At 65.3% G+C, this 22,575-nt stretch carries 21 protein-coding genes and 2 tRNA genes; 10 read left to right on the plus strand and 13 right to left on the minus strand.

From position 1 onward, the window contains the following. Nucleotides 1–70 precede the first annotated feature (70 nt). On the plus strand, nucleotides 71–1,402 hold the full coding sequence (locus LDB29_RS16035; RefSeq protein ID WP_025552151.1) for a dicarboxylate/amino acid:cation symporter: 1,332 nt from the start codon (nucleotides 71–73) through the stop codon (nucleotides 1,400–1,402). Between the two features lie 88 nt (nucleotides 1,403–1,490). On the opposite strand, the gene LDB29_RS16040 is transcribed toward LDB29_RS16035, so the two are convergent. Then, nucleotides 1,491–1,673, minus strand: coding sequence for a hypothetical protein (locus LDB29_RS16040; protein WP_007685461.1), 183 nt, complete (start codon nucleotides 1,671–1,673; stop codon nucleotides 1,491–1,493). A 236-nt stretch (nucleotides 1,674–1,909) separates the two neighbouring features. After that, on the minus strand, nucleotides 1,910–3,199 hold the full coding sequence (locus LDB29_RS16045) for an adenylosuccinate synthase (RefSeq protein ID WP_044661237.1): 1,290 nt from the start codon (nucleotides 3,197–3,199) through the stop codon (nucleotides 1,910–1,912). Nucleotides 3,200–3,526: 327 nt separating this feature from the next. Between LDB29_RS16045 and LDB29_RS16050 the strand changes: the two genes are divergently transcribed. Then, complete coding sequence (locus LDB29_RS16050; protein WP_244968684.1) at nucleotides 3,527–4,330, plus strand: alpha/beta hydrolase; 804 nt, start codon at nucleotides 3,527–3,529, stop codon at nucleotides 4,328–4,330. On the opposite strand, the gene LDB29_RS16055 is transcribed toward LDB29_RS16050, so the two are convergent. The 3 genes from LDB29_RS16055 to LDB29_RS16065 all read right to left on the minus strand — a co-directional run bounded on the left by LDB29_RS16055 (nucleotide 4,324) and on the right by LDB29_RS16065 (nucleotide 8,432). After that, complete coding sequence (locus LDB29_RS16055) at nucleotides 4,324–5,454, minus strand: ATP phosphoribosyltransferase regulatory subunit (RefSeq protein WP_025551846.1); 1,131 nt, start codon at nucleotides 5,452–5,454, stop codon at nucleotides 4,324–4,326. The genes LDB29_RS16050 and LDB29_RS16055 overlap by 7 nt on opposite strands. 95 nt (nucleotides 5,455–5,549) lie before the next feature. Beyond that, nucleotides 5,550–7,130 (minus strand): phosphoglycerate dehydrogenase, encoded by a 1,581-nt coding sequence (serA, locus tag LDB29_RS16060; protein ID WP_025551844.1) that lies wholly within the window; start codon nucleotides 7,128–7,130, stop codon nucleotides 5,550–5,552. A 129-nt stretch (nucleotides 7,131–7,259) separates the two neighbouring features. Beyond that, nucleotides 7,260–8,432: a phosphoserine transaminase gene (locus tag LDB29_RS16065; RefSeq protein WP_025551842.1), complete on the minus strand. Its 1,173-nt coding sequence runs from the start codon at nucleotides 8,430–8,432 to the stop codon at nucleotides 7,260–7,262. A 161-nt stretch (nucleotides 8,433–8,593) separates the two neighbouring features. On the opposite strand from LDB29_RS16065, the gene LDB29_RS16070 reads away from it, so the two are divergent. The 6 genes from LDB29_RS16070 (at nucleotide 8,594) to LDB29_RS16095 (ending at nucleotide 15,364) form a co-directional block, all read left to right on the plus strand. Beyond that, nucleotides 8,594–9,289: an extensin family protein gene (locus tag LDB29_RS16070; RefSeq protein WP_025551840.1), complete on the plus strand. Its 696-nt coding sequence runs from the start codon at nucleotides 8,594–8,596 to the stop codon at nucleotides 9,287–9,289. 186 nt (nucleotides 9,290–9,475) lie between these two features. Next, nucleotides 9,476–10,354, plus strand: coding sequence for an LOG family protein (locus tag LDB29_RS16075; protein WP_025551839.1), 879 nt, complete (start codon nucleotides 9,476–9,478; stop codon nucleotides 10,352–10,354). A 103-nt stretch (nucleotides 10,355–10,457) separates the two neighbouring features. Then, nucleotides 10,458–11,129, plus strand: a complete 672-nt coding sequence (locus LDB29_RS16080) for a pyrimidine 5'-nucleotidase (protein WP_025551838.1) — start codon at nucleotides 10,458–10,460, stop codon at nucleotides 11,127–11,129. After that, complete coding sequence (gene dapD, locus LDB29_RS16085; protein ID WP_193666674.1) at nucleotides 11,126–11,965, plus strand: 2,3,4,5-tetrahydropyridine-2,6-dicarboxylate N-succinyltransferase; 840 nt, start codon at nucleotides 11,126–11,128, stop codon at nucleotides 11,963–11,965. The genes LDB29_RS16080 and dapD overlap by 4 nt, the downstream gene beginning before the upstream one ends. A gap of 150 nt (nucleotides 11,966–12,115) precedes the next feature. Beyond that, nucleotides 12,116–13,987, plus strand: a complete 1,872-nt coding sequence (locus LDB29_RS16090) for an ABC transporter ATP-binding protein/permease (RefSeq protein WP_257554801.1) — start codon at nucleotides 12,116–12,118, stop codon at nucleotides 13,985–13,987. A gap of 393 nt (nucleotides 13,988–14,380) precedes the next feature. Continuing rightward, nucleotides 14,381–15,364: a TerC family protein gene (locus LDB29_RS16095; protein ID WP_025549771.1), complete on the plus strand. Its 984-nt coding sequence runs from the start codon at nucleotides 14,381–14,383 to the stop codon at nucleotides 15,362–15,364. Nucleotides 15,365–15,449: 85 nt separating this feature from the next. On the opposite strand, the gene LDB29_RS16100 is transcribed toward LDB29_RS16095, so the two are convergent. Together LDB29_RS16100 and LDB29_RS16105 are read right to left on the minus strand one after the other, a co-directional pair. Beyond that, a complete protein-coding gene (locus LDB29_RS16100) occupies nucleotides 15,450–15,848 on the minus strand; it encodes a thioesterase family protein (protein WP_025549770.1) in 399 nt (132 codons plus the stop codon). A gap of 106 nt (nucleotides 15,849–15,954) precedes the next feature. Continuing rightward, nucleotides 15,955–18,030, minus strand: a complete 2,076-nt coding sequence (locus LDB29_RS16105; protein WP_025549769.1) for a S9 family peptidase — start codon at nucleotides 18,028–18,030, stop codon at nucleotides 15,955–15,957. Between the two features lie 93 nt (nucleotides 18,031–18,123). On the opposite strand from LDB29_RS16105, the gene LDB29_RS16110 reads away from it, so the two are divergent. Continuing rightward, nucleotides 18,124–19,905, plus strand: coding sequence for an aminopeptidase P family protein (locus tag LDB29_RS16110; RefSeq protein WP_025549768.1), 1,782 nt, complete (start codon nucleotides 18,124–18,126; stop codon nucleotides 19,903–19,905). A 10-nt stretch (nucleotides 19,906–19,915) separates the two neighbouring features. Here LDB29_RS16110 and LDB29_RS16115 read toward each other — a convergent pair whose 3' ends face one another. Further along, nucleotides 19,916–20,050: a hypothetical protein gene (locus LDB29_RS16115; RefSeq protein WP_255309048.1), complete on the minus strand. Its 135-nt coding sequence runs from the start codon at nucleotides 20,048–20,050 to the stop codon at nucleotides 19,916–19,918. Between the two features lie 115 nt (nucleotides 20,051–20,165). Between LDB29_RS16115 and LDB29_RS16120 the strand changes: the two genes are divergently transcribed. Continuing rightward, nucleotides 20,166–20,240 (plus strand) — tRNA-Thr (locus LDB29_RS16120). A gap of 180 nt (nucleotides 20,241–20,420) precedes the next feature. On the opposite strand, the gene LDB29_RS16125 is transcribed toward LDB29_RS16120, so the two are convergent. The 5 genes from LDB29_RS16125 to infA form a co-directional block, all read right to left on the minus strand. Further along, nucleotides 20,421–20,496 (minus strand) — tRNA-Phe (locus LDB29_RS16125). A gap of 51 nt (nucleotides 20,497–20,547) precedes the next feature. Continuing rightward, nucleotides 20,548–20,742, minus strand: a complete 195-nt coding sequence (locus tag LDB29_RS16130; RefSeq protein ID WP_076605773.1) for a DNA gyrase inhibitor YacG — start codon at nucleotides 20,740–20,742, stop codon at nucleotides 20,548–20,550. Continuing rightward, nucleotides 20,732–21,721, minus strand: a complete 990-nt coding sequence (locus LDB29_RS16135; RefSeq protein ID WP_025549759.1) for a hypothetical protein — start codon at nucleotides 21,719–21,721, stop codon at nucleotides 20,732–20,734. Before LDB29_RS16135 ends, LDB29_RS16130 begins: the two co-directional genes overlap by 11 nt. Before the next feature lie 6 nt (nucleotides 21,722–21,727). Beyond that, nucleotides 21,728–22,300, minus strand: a complete 573-nt coding sequence (locus LDB29_RS16140) for a nucleoside triphosphate pyrophosphatase (protein WP_025549758.1) — start codon at nucleotides 22,298–22,300, stop codon at nucleotides 21,728–21,730. Nucleotides 22,301–22,312: 12 nt separating this feature from the next. Further along, nucleotides 22,313–22,531, minus strand: a complete 219-nt coding sequence (gene infA / locus LDB29_RS16145; protein WP_003049127.1) for a translation initiation factor IF-1 — start codon at nucleotides 22,529–22,531, stop codon at nucleotides 22,313–22,315. Between the last annotated feature and the right edge of the window lie 44 nt (nucleotides 22,532–22,575).

Genomic DNA, 22,575 nt, shown 5'->3' on the forward strand with positions numbered 1-22,575 from the left:
TGTTAGGTGTAGCCACCATTTGGGACAGACCATGAATGCGGTGCGCCCACGCGCCGGTTAAAGGAACGAGATGCGAAATCGACTGACGGCGTTCATCCTGACGGGCATGGTTCTGGGGGTGATCGTGGGCTTTGCCACCAATATCTGGGTGGGTGGCGACAAGGCGCTGGCGAAGGATGTGGCGGGCTATTACCACCTGCTGGCGGACATCTTCCTGCATCTGATCAAGATGATCATCGCGCCCCTGGTCTTCTCCACGCTGGTGGCGGGCATCGCGCATATGGGCGACAGCGCCGCGCTGGGGCGGATCGGCGGGCGCGCGCTCGCCTGGTTCATCATCGCCAGCCTGATCTCGCTGACGCTGGGCCTCATCTTCGTCAATTTCTTCGCGCCGGGCGAGGGATTGAACCTCGTCCGGTCGGGCGCGGATTCGGGCGTGAATACGGAGGCGCTCAACTTCCGCGACTTCATCCTGCATGTCTTTCCGACCTCCATGGTCGGGGCGATGGCGGAAAATTCGATCCTGCAGATCGTCGTCTTCTCCCTGTTCGTGGGCATCGCGCTGACCGCCATCGGTGAGAAGGGCAAGCCGGTCGTCACCGTGATCGAGGCGATGGTGGAACTGATGCTGCAGGTGACCGGCTATGTCATGCGCGTCGCCCCCTTCGCCGTGTTCGGCGCGCTGGCGTCGGTGGTGACGACCGAGGGGCTGGGCGTGCTCAAGACCTTCGGCGAACTGGTGGGCGAATTCTACCTGTCGCTGATCGCGCTCTGGCTGCTGCTGTTCGCGGCGGGATCGATCTTCCTGGGGAAGCGGATGGTGAAGCTGATCCGCTATGTGCGCGAGCCGATATTGATCGCCTTCTCCACCGCCTCGTCGGAGGCCGCCTATCCCAAGATGCTGGAGCAGCTCGACCGCTTCGGCGTGCCGCGCCGCATCTACAGCTTCGTGCTGCCGCTGGGCTACAGCTTCAATCTGGACGGGTCGATGATGTATTCGACCTTCGCGACGATCTTCATCGCCCAGGCCTATGGCATCGACCTGCCGATCGCCACGCAGATCACCATATTGCTGGTGCTGATGGTGACCAGCAAGGGCATCGCCGCCGTGCCCCGCGCGTCGCTGGTGGTGGTCGCGGCGACGCTGGGGCAGTTCGACCTGCCGGTGGAGGGCGTGGCCTTCATCCTGGCCGTCGACCATTTCATGGACATGGGCCGCACCGCGACCAACGTGCTGGGCAATGCCATCGCCACATCCGTCATCACCAAATGGGAAGGCATGCTGGAGGTCGAGGAACCCGAATATGTGCCCCACCCCAAGGCGCCGGCGCATACCGCCGCGCACGGCCGAGCCGGGCTGGAACTGGCGCCCGACATGGTGGAGGAAGAGGAAAAGGGCTAGGGCGCGCTGCGTTGAATCGGGCCCGTTGCTGCCATAAGGCGTGCCGTGCGCCCGCGCTTGCGGGAACACGGCATCGTCCTTGGCTGAATTAACGCAACTTCGCGATGTTCAGCCCATCCTGCTTGGCGCGGGCCTTCACGGATTCCTCGCTTCGGGTCAGAGCCTTGGCGATGGCTTTCAGCGCCATGCCCTTCTTCGCCAGCGTGTGGAGCTTTTGCAGCTCGTCCGCCGTCCAGGGTTGCTTGTGACGCTCGAAGCGGTCGCCGGCCATCGGATTTCCTTCTAGAGCAGATTCCGATCCGATTGCATCGGCTCGACTGCTCTAAGTTTTTGTTTTGTCGCGTTTTCCGAGTCAGCAGATGATTCCATCTGCTTGGAAAACGCTCTAGGTGACCGCTCCGGCCCGCTCCCCCACCCGGCCACCCATGTGATACTGCCCTTGGGTGGCCGGGTGGGGGAGCGGGCCGGAGCCGAACGGTTTCAGCCTCGCTGAAACCGCAAAAGACGTCAATCCGCGAAGGGATCGCGGACGAGGATGGTGTCCTCGCGCTCGGGGCTGGTGGAGACGAGCGTGACCGGGCAGCCGATCAGTTCCTCGATCCGGCGGATATATTTGATCGCCTGGGCAGGCAGTTCGGCCCAGCTCCGGGCGCCTGCCGTCGTGTCCTGCCAGCCTTCGATCGTCTCATAGACCGGTTCCGCCTTGGCCTGGTCCTGCGCATGGGCGGGCAGATAGTCGAAGCTCTGGTCCCCGATCCTGTAGCCGACGCAGATCTTCAGTTCCTCGAAACCGTCCAGCACGTCCAGCTTGGTAAGGGCGATGCCGGTGACGCCCGATACGGCGACCGACTGGCGCACCAGCACGGCGTCGAACCAGCCGCAGCGGCGCTTGCGGCCGGTGACGGTGCCGAATTCATGGCCGCGTTCGCCCAGACGCTGGCCGACGTCATTTTCCTGCTCGGTCGGGAAAGGACCGGAGCCGACGCGGGTGGTATAGGCCTTGACGATGCCCAGCACGAAGCCCGCGCCCGATGGACCAAGGCCGGTGCCGCTCGCCGCCGTGCCAGCCACGGTGTTGGACGAGGTGACGAAGGGATAGGTGCCATGGTCGATGTCGAGCAGCGTGCCCTGCGCCCCTTCGAACAGGATGCGCCTGCCTTCCGCCTTCGCCTTGTTCAGCGTCAGCCAGACGGGCTTGACGAAGGGCAGGATGAAGCCGGCGATGTCGCGCAGCTCCGCCATCAGGGCGTCGCGGTCGATCGGCGCTTCGTTGAACCCGGCGCGCAGCGCGTCGTGATGCGCGGTCAGGCGGTCGAGTTGCGGGCCCAGATCGTCCAGATGAGCGAGGTCGCAGACGCGGATGGCGCGGCGGCCGACCTTGTCCTCATAGGCCGGGCCGATGCCGCGGCGGGTGGTGCCGATCTTGCCCGCGCCCGAAGCATCCTCCCGCAGGCCGTCCAGGTCGCGGTGGAAAGGCAGGATCAGCGGGCAGGTTTCCGCGATCTGGAGATTGTCGGGCGTGATCTCCACGCCCTGCCCCTTCAGCTTCGCGACCTCGTCGCGGAAGTGCCAAGGGTCCAGCACCACCCCATTGCCGATCACCGACAGCGTGCCGCGCACGATGCCGGAGGGGAGCAGGGAGAGCTTGTACACCTTCTCGCCCACGACCAGCGTGTGGCCGGCATTGTGGCCGCCCTGGAACCGGGCGACGACGTCGGCGCGTTCCGACAGCCAGTCGACGATCTTGCCCTTGCCTTCGTCGCCCCATTGGGCGCCGATCACGGTCACATTTGCCACAGTTACAGTCCTCCGCCCGCCGCGCGGACCGGCCATGCCCTTCGACGGGACTCGGCATGCCGGTGGGATAGGGTGGACGCCCCGGTTGACGATGGCCGTCCTGTGCGGGGCGCGCGTTAGCGGGGCATGGCGGGCGCGTCAAGGCGAAGGGGTTACACTTTGATACAGCGGGATGGCTTTACGCGGCCGGCCGGTCTGGCAAGCTTCCGCTCGGGAACGCGAAAGGGCGGTTGAATGCGGCGATTGACGACGGGAGCGATGCTGGCCCTGATGCTGGTCGCATCGGGCAGCGAGGCGCAGGGCCTGCGCGAACGCTGGCGGGCGCGGATGGCGGAGGGGCAGCAGAATGCGCCGGGCGGACAGACCATGGCCTATGGCAAGGATGGCTTGCAGGTTCTGGACTATTGGCCCGCCCAATCGCAAAAGGCGCCACTGGTCGTCTTCGTGCACGGCGGCGGGTGGAAACGCGGGAGCAAGGACAATGCCACCGGAGCCGCCAAGGCCGAACATTATCATGGGCTTGGCTATGCCTTCGCCTCCGTCGACTACAGGCTGGTGCCGGACGCGACGGTGGAACAACAGGCGCAGGACGTGGCCGACGCGCTGGCCTTCTTGCGAGCGAAGGCAATGGACCTGGGCTTCGATGCGGACCGGATCGTGCTGATGGGGCATAGCGCGGGTGCGCATCTGGCCGCATTGGTGGGGACGGACATGCGCTATTTCGCCAAGGCGGGGCTGAGGCCGGATGCCGTGCGTGGGGTGATCCTGCTGGACGGCGCGGCCTATGATGTCGGCAGGCAAATGGCGGAGGGCGGGCGTTTCATGGCGGGCACCTATGAACAGGCCTTCGGCACCGATCCGGCGCGGCAGAAGGCGCTGTCGCCGACGTTGCACGCCGGGCAACCCAATGCGCCCGGCTTCCTGATCCTGCATGTCGACCGCGCGGACGGCACGGCGCAGTCGGAGGCGCTGGCGGCGGCGCTGCGCAAGGCGGGAACGCCGGTGGAGATGACTGCGCTGGCGGGCCGGGGCCTGCGCGGGCATATGCAGATCAACCGGGCGATGGGCGATCCCGGTTATCCCGGAACCGCCATCGTCGACCAATATCTAAGCCGCCGCTTCGGTCAGTAAGGCCGGGGTTCTGCGCCGTCGAGCCAGTGGGAGCAGCGCAGCGTTTCGCCATTCTCCTCACCCGTCAGCGCGGCGATGGTCTGCCAGCCTTCGGCGCGCAACTGCGCCGCGCGCGCCGCGTCATGGTGCAGCGGCAGGAACAGGCGCTTGGGGGATTGGCCGCCGAAGCCCGCATCGATCAACGGATCGGGATAGAGGGAGAAGCCCATGGCCGGTTCCTCCGACCCGTCGGCGCGGATGATCGCATAGCTGCCGCCCCGGCCGATCTCTCCGGTGAAGCCGTCCGCGAAGATCGAGAAGCCGAACCAGTTCTGATATTCGAAGCCATGCCGCTCGGTGGGATCGAGCGTCAGGGTGATGTCCCAGCCGATGGGCCTGGCAATGGCGCGCAGGCCGGCGATCCGGCTGTCGATGGCGCCGCCCAGTTCCGCGTTGAGCGCTTCCAGACGCTCCATCGCCGCGTGGAAGGGGCCGGTGCCCTCTATCAGCGGCAGATAGGCAGCGGCGGCCGGGCTGATCGCCGCGAGCGCGCCCGCATCCTTGGCGTCCAGCTCGGCGCGGACGGCTTCTATCTCTTCCGGGGCGAGAGGCAGCGGACCGGCGGCCAGCGTGTCGATCAGGTCCGGCAAGGTGAAGTCGATGGTGATGCCGGTGACGCCCGCCGCCTGCAGCGCTTCGATGGCGACGTTCACGATCTCCACGGCCGCGGCGACGCTGTCGCTGCCGATAAGTTCGGCGCCGACCTGGAAGCGCTCCCGTTCCGGACGAAGCTGATTCGCGCGCAGGCGGATCACCGGCCCGGCATAGGACAGGCGCAGCGGACGCGGTGCGGTAGCCAGCCGGGTGGCGGCGATGCGGCCCACCTGCGCGGTCATGTCCGGACGCAGCGCCAGGCTGCGCTGGGATACGGGATCGATGGCGCGGACAAGATCCTGCGCCTTCATCGATTTCAGGCGGCCGACCAGCGAATCCTCGAACTCCGCGATCGGCGGCATCACCCGCTCATAGCCATGGGCGGCGACGGTATCGAGCACGCGGCGCGCAAGACGCGCGGAAGCCTCTGCCTGCGGCGGCAGGCGGTCGGAAAGTCCTTCGGGAAGAAGGCCGGGCGGGATCGTGGTCATGGGCTGGCCTTTAGCGGATTATGCGCGCAAGGCCAGCCCGAACCATATCAGGCCCGAACCGTGTCAGGCCCGAACCGTGTCAGGCCCGAACCGTGTCAGGCGAAGCGGAGGAGCTTCACCGTCTTGACGCCTGCCAGCTTGCAGATGTCGTTGAGGACGGTTTCATTGACCACGCCGTCGACCGACAGCAGCAGCACGGCTTCACCGCCCTGGTTGCGGCGGCCAAGGTGGAAGGTGCCGATGTTGACGTTCGCCTCGCCCAGAGTGGAGCCCAGGCGGCCGATGAAGCCCGGCGCGTCCTGGTTGACGATGTAGAGCATGTGCCCCGCAAGATCCGCCTCGACCTTGATCCCGAACAGTTCGACCAGGCGCGCCTGCGCATTGCCGAACAGGGTGCCGGCGACGGATTTGTCGCCGCCTTCGGTCTTCACGGTCACGCGCACCAGCGTCTGATAGTCGCCCTCACGGTCATGGCGCACTTCGCGCACGTCGAGGCCGCGTTCCTTCGCCAGGAAGGGCGCGTTGACCATGTTCACCGTGTCCGAATAGACGCGCATCAGCCCGGCCAGCACCGCGGCGGTGATCGGCTTCTGGTTGAGTTCGGCGGCATGGCCCTCGACCTCGACCGAAACGCTCTGGATGCGGTCGCCCTCAAGCTGGCCCACAAGGCTGCCCAGTTCTTCAGCCAGCGCCATATAGGGCTTGAGCTTCGGCGCTTCCTCCGCCGACAGGCTGGGCACGTTCAGCGCATTGGTGATGCCGCCGTCGAGCAGATAGTCGCTGAGCTGTTCCGCCACCTGGAGCGCGACATTGACCTGCGCTTCGTCGGTCGACGCGCCCAGATGCGGGGTGCAGATGAAGTTCGGCGTGCCGAACAGCGGCGATTCCTTCGCCGGCTCGGTCACGAACACGTCGAGCGCGGCGCCAGCGACATGGCCCGAATCCAGCGCTTCCTTGAGCGCGGCTTCGTCGATCAGGCCGCCGCGCGCGCAGTTGATGATGCGCACGCCCTTCTTCGTCTTGGCCAGATTTTCCTTGCTCAGGATGTTGCGGGTCTGGTCGGTCAGCGGCGTGTGCAGGGTAATGAAGTCCGCCTTCGCCAGCAGCGTGTCCAGATCGGCCTTTTCCACGCCCATTTCGACGGCGCGTTCCGGGGTCAGGAAGGGGTCGAAGGCGACGACCTTCATCTTGAGGCCCAGGGCGCGGCTGGCGACGATGGAGCCGATATTGCCCGCGCCGATCAGGCCCAGCGTCTTGCCGGTGACTTCCACGCCCATGAAGCCGTTCTTCGGCCACAGGCCCTGCTGGGTCTGGGCATTGGCTTCGGGCAACTGGCGGGCCAGTGCGAACATCAGCGCGATGGCGTGTTCGGCGGTGGTGATGGAATTGCCGAACGGCGTGTTCATGACGATCACGCCCTTGGACGAGGCGGCCGGGATGTCGACATTGTCGACGCCGATGCCGGCGCGGCCGATGACCTTCAGATTGGTGGCGTGGTCGAGAATGTCCTTCGTCACCTTGGTCGAGCTGCGGATGGCGAGGCCGTCATACTGGCCGATGATCGCCTTCAGCTCGTCCGGGGTCTTACCGGTGATTTCGTCGACTTCCACGCCGCGCTCCCGGAAGATCGCGGCGGCGCGGGGGTCCATCTTGTCGCTGATAAGTACCTTGGGCATCTGTGTTTCCTTTGGAAATATGCCCGTCATCCCCGCGGAAGCGGGGACCCATATCCCATAAGAAGCGTCAAGCGGGACGTTCAGGAGATGGGTTCCCGCCTGCGCGGGAATGACGGCTTCAAATAGAGATCAAGCAGCCTTGACGGTGGCGTAGGCCCAGTCGAGCCAAGGCCCCAGCGCTTCGATGTCGGCGGTCTCGACCGTCGCGCCGCACCAGATGCGCAGGCCCGCCGGGGCGTCGCGATAGCCCGCGACGTCATAGGCGGCGCCTTCCTTCTCCAGCAGGGCCGCGAAGCTCTTGATGAAGGCTTCATCCGCGCCCTCGACGGTCAGGCAGACGCTGGTGGTCGAGCGGGAGGCGGGATCGGCGGCGAGATGGCCAAGCCAGTCGCGTTCCTCGACGATCCTGTTCAGCGCCGCCGCATTGGCGTTGCTGCGCGCGATCAGCCCGGAAAGGCCGCCGATCGACTTGCCCCATTCCAGCGCGAAGATCGCATCCTCGACCGCCAGCATGGAGGGGGTGTTGATCGTCTCGCCCTTGAAGACGCCCTCGGCCAGCTTGCCCTTCGCCATCAGGCGGAAGACCTTGGGCAGCGGCCAGGCGGGGGTGTGGGTTTCCAGGCGTTCCACGGCGCGGGGACCGAGGATCAGCACGCCATGACCGCCCTCGCCGCCCAGCACCTTCTGCCAGGAGAAGGTGGCGACGTCGATCTTGGTCCAGTCGATCTCATAGGCGAAGACCGCGCTGGTGGCGTCGGCGAAGGTCAGACCTTCGCGGTCGGCCGGAATCCAGTCGGCATTCGGCACGCGCACGCCGGAGGTGGTGCCGTTCCAGGTGAACAGCACGTCATGCGCGAAGTTCACACCGTTCAGGTCGGGCAATTGGCCATAGTCGGCGCGGATGATCGTCGGATCGAGCTTCAACTGCTTGGCGGCGTCCGTCACCCAGCCTTCGCCGAAGCTTTCCCAGGCGAGCGTCGTCACCGGGCGGGCGCCCAGCATCGTCCACATCGCCATTTCGAAGGCGCCGGTGTCGGAACCGGGGACGATGCCGATGCGGTGGGTTTCAGGCAGGTTCAGCAGCTCGCGCATCAGGTCGATGCAATAAGCGAGGCGGGTCTTGCCGATCTTGGCGCGGTGCGAGCGGCCGAGGGAGTCGGCGCTCAGCTTGTCGGCGCTCCAGCCCGGAGGCTTGGCGCAGGGACCGGAAGAGAAATAGGGGCGCTCGGGTTTCTTGGCCGGACGGTTGGCGGGCTTTTCAGCAGGCGCAAGGGTGGCGTCAACGGCAGTCAGGTCAGTCATGTAATGCGTCTCCTTACAGAGAGCACGCGCGGCGTTGGGACCGCGTGGCCCGCTGGCCGCCCTAAAGTCTCCGGCCAAAGAGTCAAGTTGAATGTCTGGACGCGATGAACCGAGCATGCCGTTAACCCTTGGGCCAGCCGGACGTGGTAAATGGTCCCGTCATGATCGAGCGGGTTAGGGGGAAAGCGATTTTTCGCGGCCTGGCGCTGGCGGCCGCAGCGGCTGCCGCGCTGACGCTGGTAGGCTGCGGCGGCGACCTCGTCCCGCGCGGCCGGGTGGAGCGCCCGGCAAGGCCCGCTAAGACCGCCCGGCCAGCCGCCCCGCCGCCCATGGAAGTGCGGCAGTGCATGGCGAAGCTGCAATCGCAATCCGTCCTCTTCACGCCCCTTCCGGACCAGAATTTCGGCGGCGGGTGCAGCGCCTATGGCAGCGTCAAGCTGCTCGACATCGGCGTGCCCGCGACCAATCTGGGGGCGATGACCTGCAATCTGGCGGCCAATTTCGCGGCCTGGGCCCGCTTCGGCGTGCAGCCTGCCGCCCGGTTGATCCTGGGGGCGGAGGTCGAGAAGATCGAGACGTTCGGCACCTATAATTGCCGGCCGATCGCGGGCAGCGGCAAGCTGAGCGAACATGCCCACAGCAATGCGGTCGACGTGTCGGGATTCGTGCTGAGCGACGGGCGGCGCATCACCATCCAGAACGACTGGAACGGCGACCGGCGCGTCCGCCAGTTTCTGGAGATCATCCACGCCAGCGCCTGCAAGCGGTTCCGCACGGTGCTGAGCCCCGATTACAACGCCGCCCATCACGACCATTTTCACTTCGACATGGGCGGCCGCGGCGGCTTTTGCCGCTAAGCGGAAGCGGGAACGGGGCGGCTTTTGCCGCTGAGCGGAAACAGGCATGCGGCGGCTTTTGCCGCTGAGCGCAACAGAAACGCGGCGGCTTTGGCCGCTGGGCGGGCAGAAGAAGCGGGCCGAACTTAACGGCATTTAATCTTAACCGCCTTGGCTTTGCCGCCTTGGCCGCCTACCTTGGTGAAAATGACCAGAAAAGAAATCGAAGAACGCAAATTCCGCCCCGCCCGTCAGGAAGCCGCCGACGCCCGCAAGGGGGTGGAAACACCGCAGACCAGCAGCGCCGCCTACCGCCTGGCCTTTCAGGACACCGAATTCCTGCTGCGGGAGGATTTGCGGCCGGTGCGGTTCCAGCTGGAATTGCTGAAACCCCAATTGCTGATGGACGAGGCGAAGATCGAATCGACCTTCGTCTTCTACGGATCGGCGCGCATTCCCGAACCGGAGCAGGCGCAGGCGCGCATCGACGCCGCGACCACGCCCGAACAGCGGCGGATCGCGGAAAATCTGGGCAAAAAGGCGCGCTATTATGACGAGGCGCGCAAGCTGGCCCGGATCGCGGCGCAATATCCGGTGAACGAGGCGGGATGCCGCCATTTCGTCGTCTGCTCGGGCGGCGGCCCCTCGATCATGGAGGCGGCCAATCGCGGCGCCGACGATGTGGGCGCCGCCACCATCGGCATGAACATCGTGCTGCCCCATGAACAGGCGCCCAACCGCTTCGTCACGCCGGAGCTGAGCTTCCAGTTCCACTATTTCGCGCTGCGCAAGATGCATTTCCTGCTGCGGGCGCGGGCGCTGGCGGTGTTCCCCGGCGGCTTCGGCACGTTCGACGAGATGTTCGAACTGCTGACGCTGATCCAGACCGGCAAGATGAAGCCGATCCCGATCCTGCTGTTCGGGCGCGAATTCTGGACGCGCGTGGTGGATTTCGAGGCGCTGGCGGACGAAGGCGTGATCTCTCCGTCGGACCTCAACCTGCTGACCTGGGTGGAAACGGCCGAGGAAGCGTGGAAAGCGGTGCAGAGCTTTTACCAGGATTCGGAAGCGCCGGGCTGCGGGTGATGCGCGTCGCGCTCCTGCGCGCGCAGGAGCGCGGTCGGGATTGGCTGTCGGGAAGTAGGCCATGGCCCTTGCCCTGCCCGCCGCACGGGACTAGGGCCCGGCCATGCGCGCCGATCTCGCCCATGTCGACACCTGGATCTTCGATCTGGACAACACGCTCTACCCGGCGAAGGCGGACCTTTTCGCGCTGATCGACGTGAAGATGGGCGAGTTCATCCAGGGCCTGCTCGGCTGCGATCCGGTCGTCGCGAAGGAAACGCAGAAGCGCTATTTCCTGGAGCATGGCACCACCCTGTCCGGCCTGATGCACCATCATGGGATCGAGCCGCACGCCTTTCTGGACTATGTCCACGACATTTCCATGGACCGGCTGGAGGTGGACGAGGCGCTGAACGCCCATATCGCGGCGCTGCCGGGGCGGCGGCTGATCTTCACCAATGGCGACGGCGCCTATGCGACGCGGGTGCTCGACAAGCTGGGCCTGACCGGCGCATTTGAGCTGATCCACGACATCCATGCCTGCCAATATGTGCCCAAGCCCGATCCGTCGGGCTATGCCGAACTGTGCCGGATGCACCATGTGGAGCCGGGCCGCGCCGCCTTTTTCGAGGATATGGCGCGCAACCTGCGCCCGGCCAAGGCGATCGGCATGACCACCATCTGGGTCAATAACGGGTCCGAGGCGGGCAATCACGAGCATCATCCCGACTTCATCGACTTCGAAACCGACCATCTGACGCCGTTTCTGGCGGATATTTTTGGGGAGCAGCCATGAGCAACGAACTGATCGCGACCATCGACGCCGCCTGGGAGGACCGGGCCAATGTCAATCTCCAGACGCAGGGCGAGGTCCGTCAGGCGGTGGACAGGGCGCTTGCCCTGCTGGACAAGGGCGAACTGCGCGTGGCGGAGCCGGCCGCTGAAGGCTGGCAGGTCAATCAATGGGCGAAGAAGGCGGTGCTGCTGTCCTTCCGCCTCAACGACAATGTCATGATCGACAACGGGCCGGGCGCGGGCCACTGGTGGGACAAGGTGCCGAGCAAGTTCGCGGGTTGGGACGAGGCGGCCTTTCGCGCCGCCGGTTTCCGCGCGGTGCCGGGGTCGTTCGCCCGCGCGGGCGCGCATATCGCCAAGAATGTGATCCTGATGCCGAGCTTCGTCAATATCGGCGCCTTCGTCGATGAGGGCACGATGGTCGACACCTGGGTGACGGTGGGAAGCTGCGCCCAGATCGGCAAGAATGTCCATCTGTCGGGCGGCGTCGGCATCGGCGGCGTGCTGGAGCCGTTGCAGGCCGATCCGGTCATCATCGAGGATGACTGCTTCATCGGCGCCCGGTCCGAAGTCGTGGAGGGCGTGCGCATCGGCAAGGGTTCGGTGCTGTCGATGGGCGTGTTCATCGGCATGTCCACCAAGATCATCGACCGCGCCACGGGCGAAGTGTTCATCGGCGAAGTGCCGCCCTATTCGGTGGTCGTGCCCGGCTCGCTGCCCGGCAAGCCCCTGCCCGACGGGACGCCGGGGCCGAGCCTTTATTGCGCGGTGATCGTGAAGCGGGTCGACGCGCAAACGCGGTCGAAGACCGGGATCAACGAGCTGCTGCGGGATTGAAGGCTGCCTCACTCCCCTCCCCTTCAGGGGAGGGGTTGGGGGTGGGGGCGCGCCTCCACCGTCAGCGCTTGGGGAGATCCCCCACCCAACCCCTCCCCTGAAGGGGAGGGGCTTATTGTGAGGTGAAGGCTTCCCCATTACATAACCCCCATGCCGCCATCCACACCCGACAATTCGCCTCTGCCGCCCGTCTGGGCGACGATGCGGCGCTTCTTTCCCTATCTCTGGCCCGCCGACGCTCCGGCCCTGCGGCGGCGCGTCGCCATCGCCATGGCGCTGGTGCTGGTGGCGAAGGTCGTCAGCCTTGCCATGCCCTTCGCCTATAAGGGCGCGATCGACCTCATGGCGCCGGGAATGGAATCCGGCGCGGGCCTCGCCATCGCCTTGGTCGTCGCCTATGCGGGCGCGCGCTTCGGCAGCGTGCTGTTCGACAATCTGCGCAACGCCATTTTCGAGCGGGTCGGGCAGGAAGCCGGACGGCGGCTGGCCGACGATGTGTTCGTCCACCTGCACCGGCTGTCGCTGCGCTTCCATCTCGACCGGCGTACCGGCGCCGTCACCAAGATCGTCGAGCGCGGCACCAAGAGCATCGATACGATGCTCTATTTCCTCCTCTTCAACATCGCGCCGACGGTGCTGGAACTGGCGGCGGTGTGCGTGATCTTCTTCGTGAAGTTCGGAGCCGGGCTGGTCGCGGCGACGCTGGTCATGGTGGCGCTCTATATCTGGTTCACCCGGACCATCACCGAATGGCGCAACCAGCTTCGCCGCGACATGGTGGACATGGACACCAATGCGGTCGCCCATGCCGTCGATAGCCTGCTGAATTTCGAGACGGTCAAATATTTCGGCGCGGAGGAGCGCGAAGCCACCCGTTACGGCAAGGCGATGCGGCGGTATGCCGACGCGGCGGTGAAGTCGGAAAACAGCCTTGCCTGGCTGAACATCGGCCAGTCGCTGATCACCAACCTGATGATGGCGGGGGCGATGGGCTATACCGTCTGGGGGTGGAGCCGGGGTCAGTTCTCCACCGGCGACGTGGTGCTGGTGAACACGCTGCTGAGCCAGCTTTTCCGGCCGCTCGACCTGTTGGGCATGGTCTATCGCACCATCCGCCAGGGGCTGATCGACATGGAGGCGATGTACAGGCTGATCGACACGCAGGCGGAGATCGGCGACGCGCCGGACGCCCCGATGCTGCATGTGGAGGCGGGCGAGGTGCGCTTCGACCATGTGCATTTCGGCTATGATCCGGAGCGGGAGATATTGCACGGGGTGAGCTTCACCGTGCCTGCCGGCAGGACATTGGCGATTGTGGGGCCTTCGGGCGCGGGCAAGTCCACCATCGCGCGGCTGCTGTTCCGTTTCTACGACATACAGGGTGGGCGGATCAGCATCGACGGGCAGGACATATCGGCGGTGACGCAGCAGTCGCTGCGCGCCTCGATCGGCATCGTGCCGCAGGACATGGTGCTGTTCAACGATACGGTCGGCTATAATATCGGCTATGGGCGCGAGGGCGCGACGCAGGAAGAGATCGAGGCGGCGGCAAAGGCTGCATCGATCCATGATTTCATCATGGGCCTGCCGCAAGGCTATGAGACGCGGGTGGGCGAGCGGGGATTGAAGCTGTCCGGCGGCGAAAAGCAGCGGGTGGCGATTGCGCGGACGTTGCTGAAGGACCCGCCGGTGCTGGTGCTGGACGAAGCGACCAGCGCGCTCGACAGCCGGACCGAGACGGAGATTCAGGACGTGCTGCGCAGCATCGCCCGCAAGCGCACGACGCTGATCGTGGCGCACCGGCTTTCCACCGTGGTCGATGCCGATGAGATCATCGTCATGGAGAAGGGCCGCGTGGTCGAGCGCGGGCGGCATGGCGATCTGGTGCGGGCGGACGGGCTTTATGCGGCAATGTGGGCGCGGCAGGCGACCGAGCGGGACGATATGCCGGTCGAGCCGGGGATCGAGCCGAAGATAGAGGATGTGTTCGAGGTGGTGGAAGGGCCTGGCGGGAGAGGGTGACGGCTGAGTCGGGTGGATTGCGGACATTCCCCCTCCCGCAGGCGGGAGGGGGCTAGGGGGTGGACTGGCGCGACATCAGCGTGAATTTTCAACGGCTAAGCTGGAAGCTCGCTACGCTCGCGCCCACCCCTAACCCCTCCCGTTTACGGGAGGGGAATGTCTTGGATTGGCCAAAACCTACCCCCTCCACCTCAGGCCGGTTGATTTTTGCCGCCTCACCCTTTATCCTCCCCCCTCGCGGACCGGGCCCCTCTGGCGCGCTTTTCCCAGCGCGTGATGTCGGACCGCATCGGACTCTCCGATGCGCATGGCGGTCTGGCTCACCCCCTCCCCCATTCATGGCAGCGGATTTCTCCGATCGACCTTTGTCGTTGAACGAGAGGAGCATATCCCATGGAATTTCTCGTCACGGACTGGCTGGGGACGCCCGCCTGGTTCTGGCTCGCCTTTTTCGCCATCGTCGTGGCGCTGACCGCCTTCGACCTTGGTTTCCTGCACAAGGAGAACAAGGAAATCGGCATCAGGGAGAGCCTGAAACTTTCCGTCTTCTACATCAGCATCGCCTGCGCATTCGGCCTCTGGGTCTGGTTCGTCCGCGGGCCTGAGCCGGGCATGCAATATTTCACCGGCTTCTTCATCGAGAAGGCGCTGTCCATCGACAATGTCTTCGTCATCAGCCTGATCTTCTCCACTTTCGCCATTCCGGCGAAATATCAGTATCGCGCGCTGCTTTGGGGCATCATCGGCGTGATCGTGCTGCGCGGCCTGATGATCGCGGGCGGAGCCATGCTGCTGCACCAGGCCTATTGGGTGCTGTACCTGTTCGCCGCCTTCCTGATCTTCACCGGCATCAGGATGATGTTCACCGGGGACAAGCCGATGGACGTCGGCAACAATCCGGCGATCCGCTTCATTTCCCGCCATATGCGGGTGACGCCGGAGCTGCATGGCGAGCATTTCCTGGCGCGCATGACCGATCCGAAGACCGGCCGGGCGGTGACGGCGGCGACGCCCCTGCTGCTGGCGCTGGTGGTGATCAATTTCGCGGACCTGGTGTTCGCGGTGGACAGCGTGCCCGCGATCTTCGCGATCACGACGGACACGTTCATCGTCTATACGTCGAACGTGATGGCGATATTGGGCCTGCGGGCGCTGTATTTCGCGCTGGCGGCGATGGTGCACCGCTTCCACTATCTGAAATATGCGCTGGCCGCGATCCTGGTGTTCATCGGAGCGAAGATCTTCGTGGCGGACTTCCTGCTAGGCGGCGACAAGTTTCCGCCGGTCCTCAGCCTCGGCGTCACCTTCGCGCTGATCGGCGCGGGGGTGGGCTGGTCGCTGTGGAAGACGCGGGAAGAGGGAAAGCGGGTGGCGTAAGCGACACCTCGGCCTTGCGTCCGCACCTTATGCCGGGAGATGGATCCCCGCCTGCGCGGGGATGACGGACATGGGTTGGAGGCCGTCAGGAGGTCAGGAAGCGGGCCGCGACTTCGGGAGGAACCCGGAGGATGCGGCCCGTTTCACGGTCGATGATCGCCCAGGTGGACTTGGCCGCGACCTTCACCTTGCCGTCCGGGCCGGTAAATTCCATGTGCCGGTCGAAACGGGCGCCGCGCGGGCCTTCGGGAATCCACGTGCGGGCGGTGACGGTTTCGCCTTCCCGGACATTGCCGCGATAGTCGATCTCATGCCGGGTCACGACCCAGACATAGGCGTCCAGATGCTCCGGCGCGGCGTCGCGGGTCCAATGCTCGGTGGCGACCTGCTCCATCCACTGCACCCAGACAGCGTTGTTCACATGGCCCAGAATGTCGATATGCCCGGGACCGGCGGTGAATTGGGTGGTGTAGGTGGAGGGCATTATCCTCTCGCTCCGTTCGGGCTGAGCCTGCCGAAGCCCCTTCCTTTTTCGAGAAAAGAGAGCCCCTTCGACAAGCTCAGAGCGAACGGAGGAGAGGCGGGCGCCTTCATGCCTCGTCTATGCCCAATTGCCAGAGGATGAAGGCGAATTCCTCCGCCGTTTCGTGGAGGCTTTCGAAGCGGCCCGACTTGCCGCCATGCCCCGCGCCCATGTTGGTTTTCAGGAGCAGGATATTGCCGTCCGTCTTGGTGGCGCGCAGCTTCGCCACCCATTTGGCCGGTTCCCAATAGGTCACGCGCGGGTCGTTGAGGCCCGCCGTCACCATCAGCGGCGGATAGGCCTGGGCGCTGACATTGCTGTAGGGATCGTAGGACAGGATCGTCTCGAACGCCGCCTTGTCCTCGATCGGATTGCCCCATTCGGGCCATTCGCCCGGCGTCAGCGGCAGCGTTTCGTCCAGCATGGTGTTGAGCACGTCCACGAAGGGCACATGCGCCACCACCGCGCCCCACAGGTCGGGGTCCGAATTGATGACTGCCCCCATCAGTTCGCCGCCCGCCGATCCGCCGGAAATGCTGATCCGCCCCTTCGAGGTGTAGCCACGCTCGATCAGCCCCTTGGCCACGTCCACGAAATCGGTGAAGGTGTTGGTGCGCTTGTCGAGCTTGCCGTCCAGATACCATTGCTGGCCGAGGTCGTCGCCGCCCCGGATATGGGCCAGCGCAAAGGCGAAGCCCCGGTCCAGCAGCGACAGGCGGCTGGTGGAAAAGCCCGGCTCCATCGCAATGCCATAGGCGCCATAGCCATAGAGGTGCAGCGGCGCGCTGCCGTCGCGGGGCAGATCCCTGGGATAGACGATCGACACCGGGATCGGCGTGCCGTCGCGGGCCGGGATCATGAGACGCTCGGTCGCGTAGCGGATCGCATCATAGCCGGAGGGAATCTCCTGCACCTTCAGCACTTCCAGCTCACCGGTGGCGAGGTGATAGTCGTAGATGGTGTCGGGCGTGACCATCGATTCATAGCCGATGCGCAGCTTCGTCACATCATATTCGGGATTATCGTCCAGCGACGCCGAATAGCTCGCCTCCGGGAAGGGAATGCGCCTGGCGCTGTGGGTCGCATAGTCGCGCAGTTCGATCTGGTCGAGGCCGTCCTGCCGCCCCTCCGTGACGTAGAAGCCCTTGAACAGCGTGAAGTCGGTCAGGTAGAAATGCGCGTCCGGGGCGATCACTTCGGCCCAGTCGCCGGGATTTTCCAGCGACGCCTTCACCAACCGGAAATTGGGATGCGTGTCGTTGGTGCGGATGTAGAGCGTGCCCTCATGCTCATCCACCTCATATTCGCGGCCCGGCTTGCGCGGGGCGACGAGCAGCGGCTGGGCGGCGGGATTGTCGGCGGGGAGCAGCCAGACCTCGCTGGTCACATGGTCGCCGGTCGCGATCACGATCCATTTTTCGGATGAGGTGAGGCCGACCGAGACGCGGAAGCCCTCATCATCCTCATGGAAGAGTTCGACGTCGCTTTCCACCGGCTGGCCCAGCCAGTGGAGGCGGGCATTGTCGGTGCGCCATTGTTCATTGGCGATGCCGTAGAGCAGTCCCCTGCTGTCGCTCGTCCAGACCAGCGAGGATAGGGTATCGGGGATCACCTCCGGCAGGATTTCGCCGGTGAAGAGGTCCTTGATCCGCGCCTCGAACCGTTCGGAGCCATTATTGTCGATGGCATAGGCGAGGTAGCGGCCGTCCGGGCTGACCGACAGGGCGCCGAGGCGGAAATAGTCATGCCCCTCCGCCAGCGCGGGTTCGTCCAGGATGAGCTGATCCTCGGCGCCGTCGTCCCGGGCGGCCACGGGCCTGCGATACCATTTGCGATATTGGGCGCCGACCTCGAACGCGCGCCAGTAGATATAGTCGCCGTCCTTCTGCGGGACCGAGCTGTCATCTTCCTTGATGCGGCCCTTCATCTCCTCGAACAGGCGGTCGGTCAGCGCATTGTGCGGCTGCATCGCGGCCTCGAAGAAGCCATTCTCCTCCTCCAGATAGGAGAGCACGTCCCTGTCCTTCACCTCCGGATAGCCGGGATCGCGCAGCCAGGCATAGGGGTCCTGCACGGTGATGCCGTGACGGGTGAAGCTGTACGGGCGGCGGGCGGCGGCAGGGACTTGGGCGGGAACGGTCATTCAATGTCCTGATCTGGCGAAACTGTGCTGGTCTGCTTATGTTGGCGGCCATAGGCCCTGCGCAAGAGGGCCGGCAAGTCCAAGGGAAATTTGATGTCTAGCTATGAAGACCGGCTGAAAGCCCTGCGCGCCCAACTGGTGCGCGATGAATTGCATGGCTTTGTCGTGCCGCTGACCGATGAGCATATGAGCGAATATGTCGGCGCCTATGCGCAGCGGCTGGCCTGGCTGACCGGTTTCCAGGGATCGGCGGGCAGCGCGGCGGTGCTGCCGGAGGAGGCCGCGATTTTCGTGGACGGCCGCTATACCTTGCAGGTGCGCGAGCAGGTGGATGGCGCGCACTGGCAATATGAGAGCGTGCCGCAGACCTCCGTCGCAGCGTGGCTGGGCGAGCATGCGCCGGTCGGCGGACGGATCGGCTATGATCCCTGGCTGCATACGCGCGCCTGGGTGAAGGCCGCGAGCGAGGCCTTGGCCGAACGCGGCGCGGAACTGGTGGCGGTGGACACCAATCCGGTCGACGCCATATGGCCCGACCGCCCCGCGCCCAGCGACGCCAAGCTGGTGGTGCATGAGGACCGCTATGCCGGGCAGTCGGCGGCGGAGAAGCGGCAGGCCATGGCCGACTGGCTGGTGGCGAAGCATGCCGATGCGGCGGTACTGTCCGCACTCGATTCGCTGGCCTGGACCTTCAACATCCGGGGCAAGGATGTGGAGCGGACGCCGGTCGCGCTCGCCTATGCCATCGTCCATGCCGATGCGACCGCGGACCTCTATGTCGCGCCGGAGAAGATCGACGAAGCGGTGGTGAAGCATCTGGGCAATGCGGTGCGGGTGCATGACCGCGCGGCGTTCGCGGATGCGCTGGCGGGCTTTGCGGGCAAGACGGTCGCCGCCGATCCCGAACGGGCGGTGGCGGCGATCTTCACGGGCCTGGAGGCCGGCGGCGCGCATGTGCTGGCGTTGCGCGATCCGGCGGTGCTGCCCAAGGCGGTGAAGAACCCTGTCGAGATCGCCGGGCACAAGGCGGCGCAGGCGCGGGACGGCGCGGCGCTCAGCCGTTTCCTGCACTGGATCGCGACCGAGGCGCCCAAGGGCGGCGTCGACGAACTGGGCGCGGCGGCGAAGCTGGAGGCGTTCCGCAAGGAGACCGGGCTGCTGGAGGACCTGTCCTTCGACACCATTTCGGGCGCGGGCCCCAATGGCGCGGTGGTGCATTACAGGGTGGAGGAGAAGACGAACCGGCCGATCGAGACGGGCAGCTTCTATCTGGTCGATTCGGGCGGGCAATATCGCGACGGCACGACCGACGTGACCCGCACCGTCGCCATCGGCACACCGACGCAGGAGATGAAGCGCCGCTTCACGCTGGTGCTGAAGGGACATATCGCCCTTGCCCGCGCGCAGTTTCCCAAGGGGACGCGGGGCGGGCAGCTCGACGTGCTGGCGCGTCAGTTCCTTTGGGCGGAAGGGCTGGATTATGCCCATGGCACCGGCCATGGCGTCGGCAGCTTCCTGTCGGTGCACGAAGGGCCGCAGCGGATCGCGACCTTCGGCGGCGGGGACGAAGCGCTTCAGGCGGGGATGATCCTTTCCAACGAGCCGGGCTATTACAAGACCGGCGAATATGGCATCCGCATCGAGAATCTGGTGCTGGTCGAACCCCGCGACGTGCCGGGAGCGGAGCGGGAGATGCTGGGCTTCGAAACGCTGACCTACGCGCCTATCGACCGGAATGCGATCGCGACGGAGTTGCTGACGGACGAGGAGCGCGCGTGGCTGGATGCCTATCACGCCCGGGTGCTGGAAATCGTCGGCCCGCAATTGGAGGGCGGTGCGCTCGAATGGCTGAAGGGGGCCTGCGCCCCGCTGTAACGGATCGGAATTACCCCTTGGCGCCGTCGGGGCGCCGGGGGGTTTCCGCGTCGCGCGATTCGCGGGACTGTGCCTTGCGGCGACGCAGATTGTCCCGCAACGCCTGCGCCAAGCGCTCTTTCCGTTCGTCCTGACCGTTTGTCATGGCCCGCCCATAATCAAATTGCATCTTCTGCCGCAAGCCGCCTTGACATGGCGCGAGGAGGCAGCCATAGGCCCGGCTCCGCCGGCGCGATAAGCCGGATGGAACTGAAAATAGTGCTGCCGTAGCTCAGTGGTAGAGCGCATCCTTGGTAAGGCTGAGGTCGCGAGTTCAATCCTCGCCGGCAGCACCATTTTTCCTGATCTGTCTGTGATGCAGATTTTCCCAAAGCCTAAATAAGCGCGTGGCTTGAACGGGTGCGCCAGTATCTTCGCGGAGCTATCACCCGGATGGCAGTGGACGATATACCGCAAGCCGGCCAAATATATACCGTCATTCCCGACGGTCATAGGCCTATGGAATATAGGGGAAATGGTGCCCGGGGACGGAGTCGAACCGCCGACACTGCGATTTTCAGTCGCATGCTCTACCAACTGAGCTACCCGGGCACGGGCGACGGTGAGGACCACCTGTCGTTTGGTGAGGCGTGCCTATAGGCATCAGGCCGGGGTGCTGTCTACCCCATCTTCGTCACTTTTTTTCATCTCGTCCGAAGCAGGTGCGCCGGGGACGCGGTAGCCCTCGCCCAGCCATTGCAGAAGGTCGCGATCGCGGCAGGCCTTTCCGCAGAAAGGGCGGGTTTCGGGGTGCGAGGGCTGGCCGCAGATCGGGCAGGAGGAGGCTTTAGGAGACATGGCCAGCCGATATGGTCAGCGCCGCGTCCGCCTTCAAGCCGATCACGCCGCCGCGGCGTTTGGCGAGCTGTTCGATCCAGTCGGTCGCCTTGTGCAGGCGGTCGATGATCGCAGGCGCTGCCGTGATCGTCGCGGGGCCGCCATTGCCGTGGCGCTCGGCGCGGCGCAGCAGCGCCAGGGCCGCCGTCTCGACCGGGTCGGCGCGGAGCAGTTCCATGAGGTTCATGCGTTCCCGGCGGCGGATGATCTGGACGAAGCCGAAGCCGTTGACCGCCGTGCGCTCGAAGGGGAGCGGCAGATATTTGTCGATCTGGGCGGAGGCGACGGCGCGCTCGTCCTTGTTGTTCATCGTCGGCAGGTCGATGCCGATCGAGCCGGTCAGGCCCATGCGGCGGATCGCCTGCGCCGCCAGCTTCGCGCCCTTGGGGCCGAGCTTGGCCGGGGGCAGGGAGCCGTCGACGTCGATCAGGATCATCGCGGGCGTGGGGAAGATGCGCAGCGCCGCTTCCTCCGTGCCGATCTCGCCGGAAATCGCCTCTTCCATCAGTTCGCTCCAGCCATGGGCTTCGAAGCGGTCTTCCTCATGCGCGGGGCAGGGGATGATGGGCAGGCCGGTGGCGCGCAGGCGCTGGAGCAGGCTGGGGGCGGGATGCGCCTTGGAGCCGGGCTGGGCGATGCGCGCCTTGGCGAGCTTGGCGCGCCCTTCCTCCGGGATGGCTTCGCGCAGGATTTCGAGGAGGATTGTCGCGCCCTCCGCGATCTTCGGGGGGATGGGTTCCACCAGAACCTCTTCGCCGGAGATCAGGCGGGCGATGCCGCGCTTCTTCGGGATGACGGTGCGGATCAGCTTGCCCTGCATGACCGCACCGGCGCGGGCGGCGTCACTTTCCCGCTCGATCTGCGCTTCGACCAGCCGGCCCTTTTCGATCAGCGCGGCGCGGGCCTCGCCAATGCCTTCTTCATAGAGCCATTCGGCCATGTGTGGTTAGTCCAGTGGATAGCCCGCTGCCTTGAGCAGCGCGCGGGTTTCGTAGAGGGGCAGACCCATGATCGCGCTGTGGCTGCCCTGGATGGCGCGGATGAGTCCGGCGGCGCGGCCCTGTATCGCATAGCCGCCCGCCTTGCCGCGCCATTCTTCAGAAGCGATATAGGCTTCGATTTCGGGGCGATCGAGCCGTTTGAACGTGACGATATTGGTCGAGAGGCGGTGGCGGGCCTTGCCCTCCGCATCGATCAGGGTGATTGCGCTGAAGACGCGATGGCGGCGGCCGGACAGGAGTTGGAGGCACTCGCGCGCTTCGGCTTCCGTTTCCGTCTTGGGCAGGATGCGGCGACCGGCGGCGACCACCGTGTCGCCAGACAGGACCAAGGCGCCGGGGTGACGCCCTGCCACCAGCGCGCCCTTTTCGGCGGCGACGCGGGCGGCGTAGGCGGCGGGAAGTTCGCCCTTCCGGGGTGTTTCGTCGAGGTCGGCCGGGTCCACCGCGTCCGGAGACGCGCCGATCTGACCCAGAAGTTCACACCGTCTGGGAGAAGCCGAAGCAAGGATGAGCCGCATGCGTGAGGCGGCTTATTTGAAGCGGTAGGTGATCCGACCCTTGGTCAGGTCGTAGGGGGTCAGTTCGACCAGCACTTCGTCCCCCACCAGCACGCGGATGCGATTCTTGCGCATCTTGCCGGCAGTGTGGCCGAGGATCTCGTGATCATTTTCAAGCCGCACGCGGAACATGGCGTTGGGGAGAAGCTCCACAACCTGTCCGCGCATTTCAAGCAGTTCTTCTTTTGCCATAATATCCTGGAAAGCCGAAAAATCGCGCCGCCATAGCGCCAAAA

Origin of the sequence: Sphingobium sp. CFD-2, from assembly GCF_024611135.1 — a bacterium.
Taxonomy (GTDB): Bacteria; Pseudomonadota; Alphaproteobacteria; order Sphingomonadales; family Sphingomonadaceae; genus Sphingobium; species Sphingobium fuliginis.

Excerpts from the sequence above, each read along its gene's own strand:
- LDB29_RS16135 (WP_025549759.1), bottom strand. The coding sequence starts at position 21,721 with ATGGCCGAATGGCTCTATGAAGAAGGCATTGGCGAGGCCCGCGCCGCG.
- LDB29_RS16055 (WP_025551846.1), bottom strand. The coding sequence starts at position 5,454 with ATGACCACGATCCCGCCCGGCCTTCTTCCCGAAGGACTTTCCGACCGC.
- serA (WP_025551844.1), bottom strand. The coding sequence starts at position 7,130 with ATGCCCAAGGTACTTATCAGCGACAAGATGGACCCCCGCGCCGCCGCG.
- LDB29_RS16110 (WP_025549768.1), top strand. The coding sequence starts at position 18,124 with ATGTCTAGCTATGAAGACCGGCTGAAAGCCCTGCGCGCCCAACTGGTG.
- LDB29_RS16100 (WP_025549770.1), bottom strand. The coding sequence starts at position 15,848 with ATGCCCTCCACCTACACCACCCAATTCACCGCCGGTCCCGGGCATATC.
- LDB29_RS16095 (WP_025549771.1), top strand. The coding sequence starts at position 14,381 with ATGGAATTTCTCGTCACGGACTGGCTGGGGACGCCCGCCTGGTTCTGG.
- LDB29_RS16090 (WP_257554801.1), top strand. The coding sequence starts at position 12,116 with ATGCCGCCATCCACACCCGACAATTCGCCTCTGCCGCCCGTCTGGGCG.
- LDB29_RS16050 (WP_244968684.1), top strand. The coding sequence starts at position 3,527 with ATGGCGGAGGGGCAGCAGAATGCGCCGGGCGGACAGACCATGGCCTAT.
- LDB29_RS16115 (WP_255309048.1), bottom strand. The coding sequence starts at position 20,050 with ATGACAAACGGTCAGGACGAACGGAAAGAGCGCTTGGCGCAGGCGTTG.
- LDB29_RS16130 (WP_076605773.1), bottom strand. The coding sequence starts at position 20,742 with ATGTCTCCTAAAGCCTCCTCCTGCCCGATCTGCGGCCAGCCCTCGCAC.
- LDB29_RS16040 (WP_007685461.1), bottom strand. The coding sequence starts at position 1,673 with ATGGCCGGCGACCGCTTCGAGCGTCACAAGCAACCCTGGACGGCGGAC.
- LDB29_RS16075 (WP_025551839.1), top strand. The coding sequence starts at position 9,476 with ATGACCAGAAAAGAAATCGAAGAACGCAAATTCCGCCCCGCCCGTCAG.
- dapD (WP_193666674.1), top strand. The coding sequence starts at position 11,126 with ATGAGCAACGAACTGATCGCGACCATCGACGCCGCCTGGGAGGACCGG.
- LDB29_RS16140 (WP_025549758.1), bottom strand. The coding sequence starts at position 22,300 with ATGCGGCTCATCCTTGCTTCGGCTTCTCCCAGACGGTGTGAACTTCTG.
- LDB29_RS16065 (WP_025551842.1), bottom strand. The coding sequence starts at position 8,432 with ATGACTGACCTGACTGCCGTTGACGCCACCCTTGCGCCTGCTGAAAAG.
- LDB29_RS16105 (WP_025549769.1), bottom strand. The coding sequence starts at position 18,030 with ATGACCGTTCCCGCCCAAGTCCCTGCCGCCGCCCGCCGCCCGTACAGC.
- LDB29_RS16070 (WP_025551840.1), top strand. The coding sequence starts at position 8,594 with ATGATCGAGCGGGTTAGGGGGAAAGCGATTTTTCGCGGCCTGGCGCTG.
- LDB29_RS16035 (WP_025552151.1), top strand. The coding sequence starts at position 71 with ATGCGAAATCGACTGACGGCGTTCATCCTGACGGGCATGGTTCTGGGG.
- infA (WP_003049127.1), bottom strand. The coding sequence starts at position 22,531 with ATGGCAAAAGAAGAACTGCTTGAAATGCGCGGACAGGTTGTGGAGCTT.
- LDB29_RS16080 (WP_025551838.1), top strand. The coding sequence starts at position 10,458 with ATGCGCGCCGATCTCGCCCATGTCGACACCTGGATCTTCGATCTGGAC.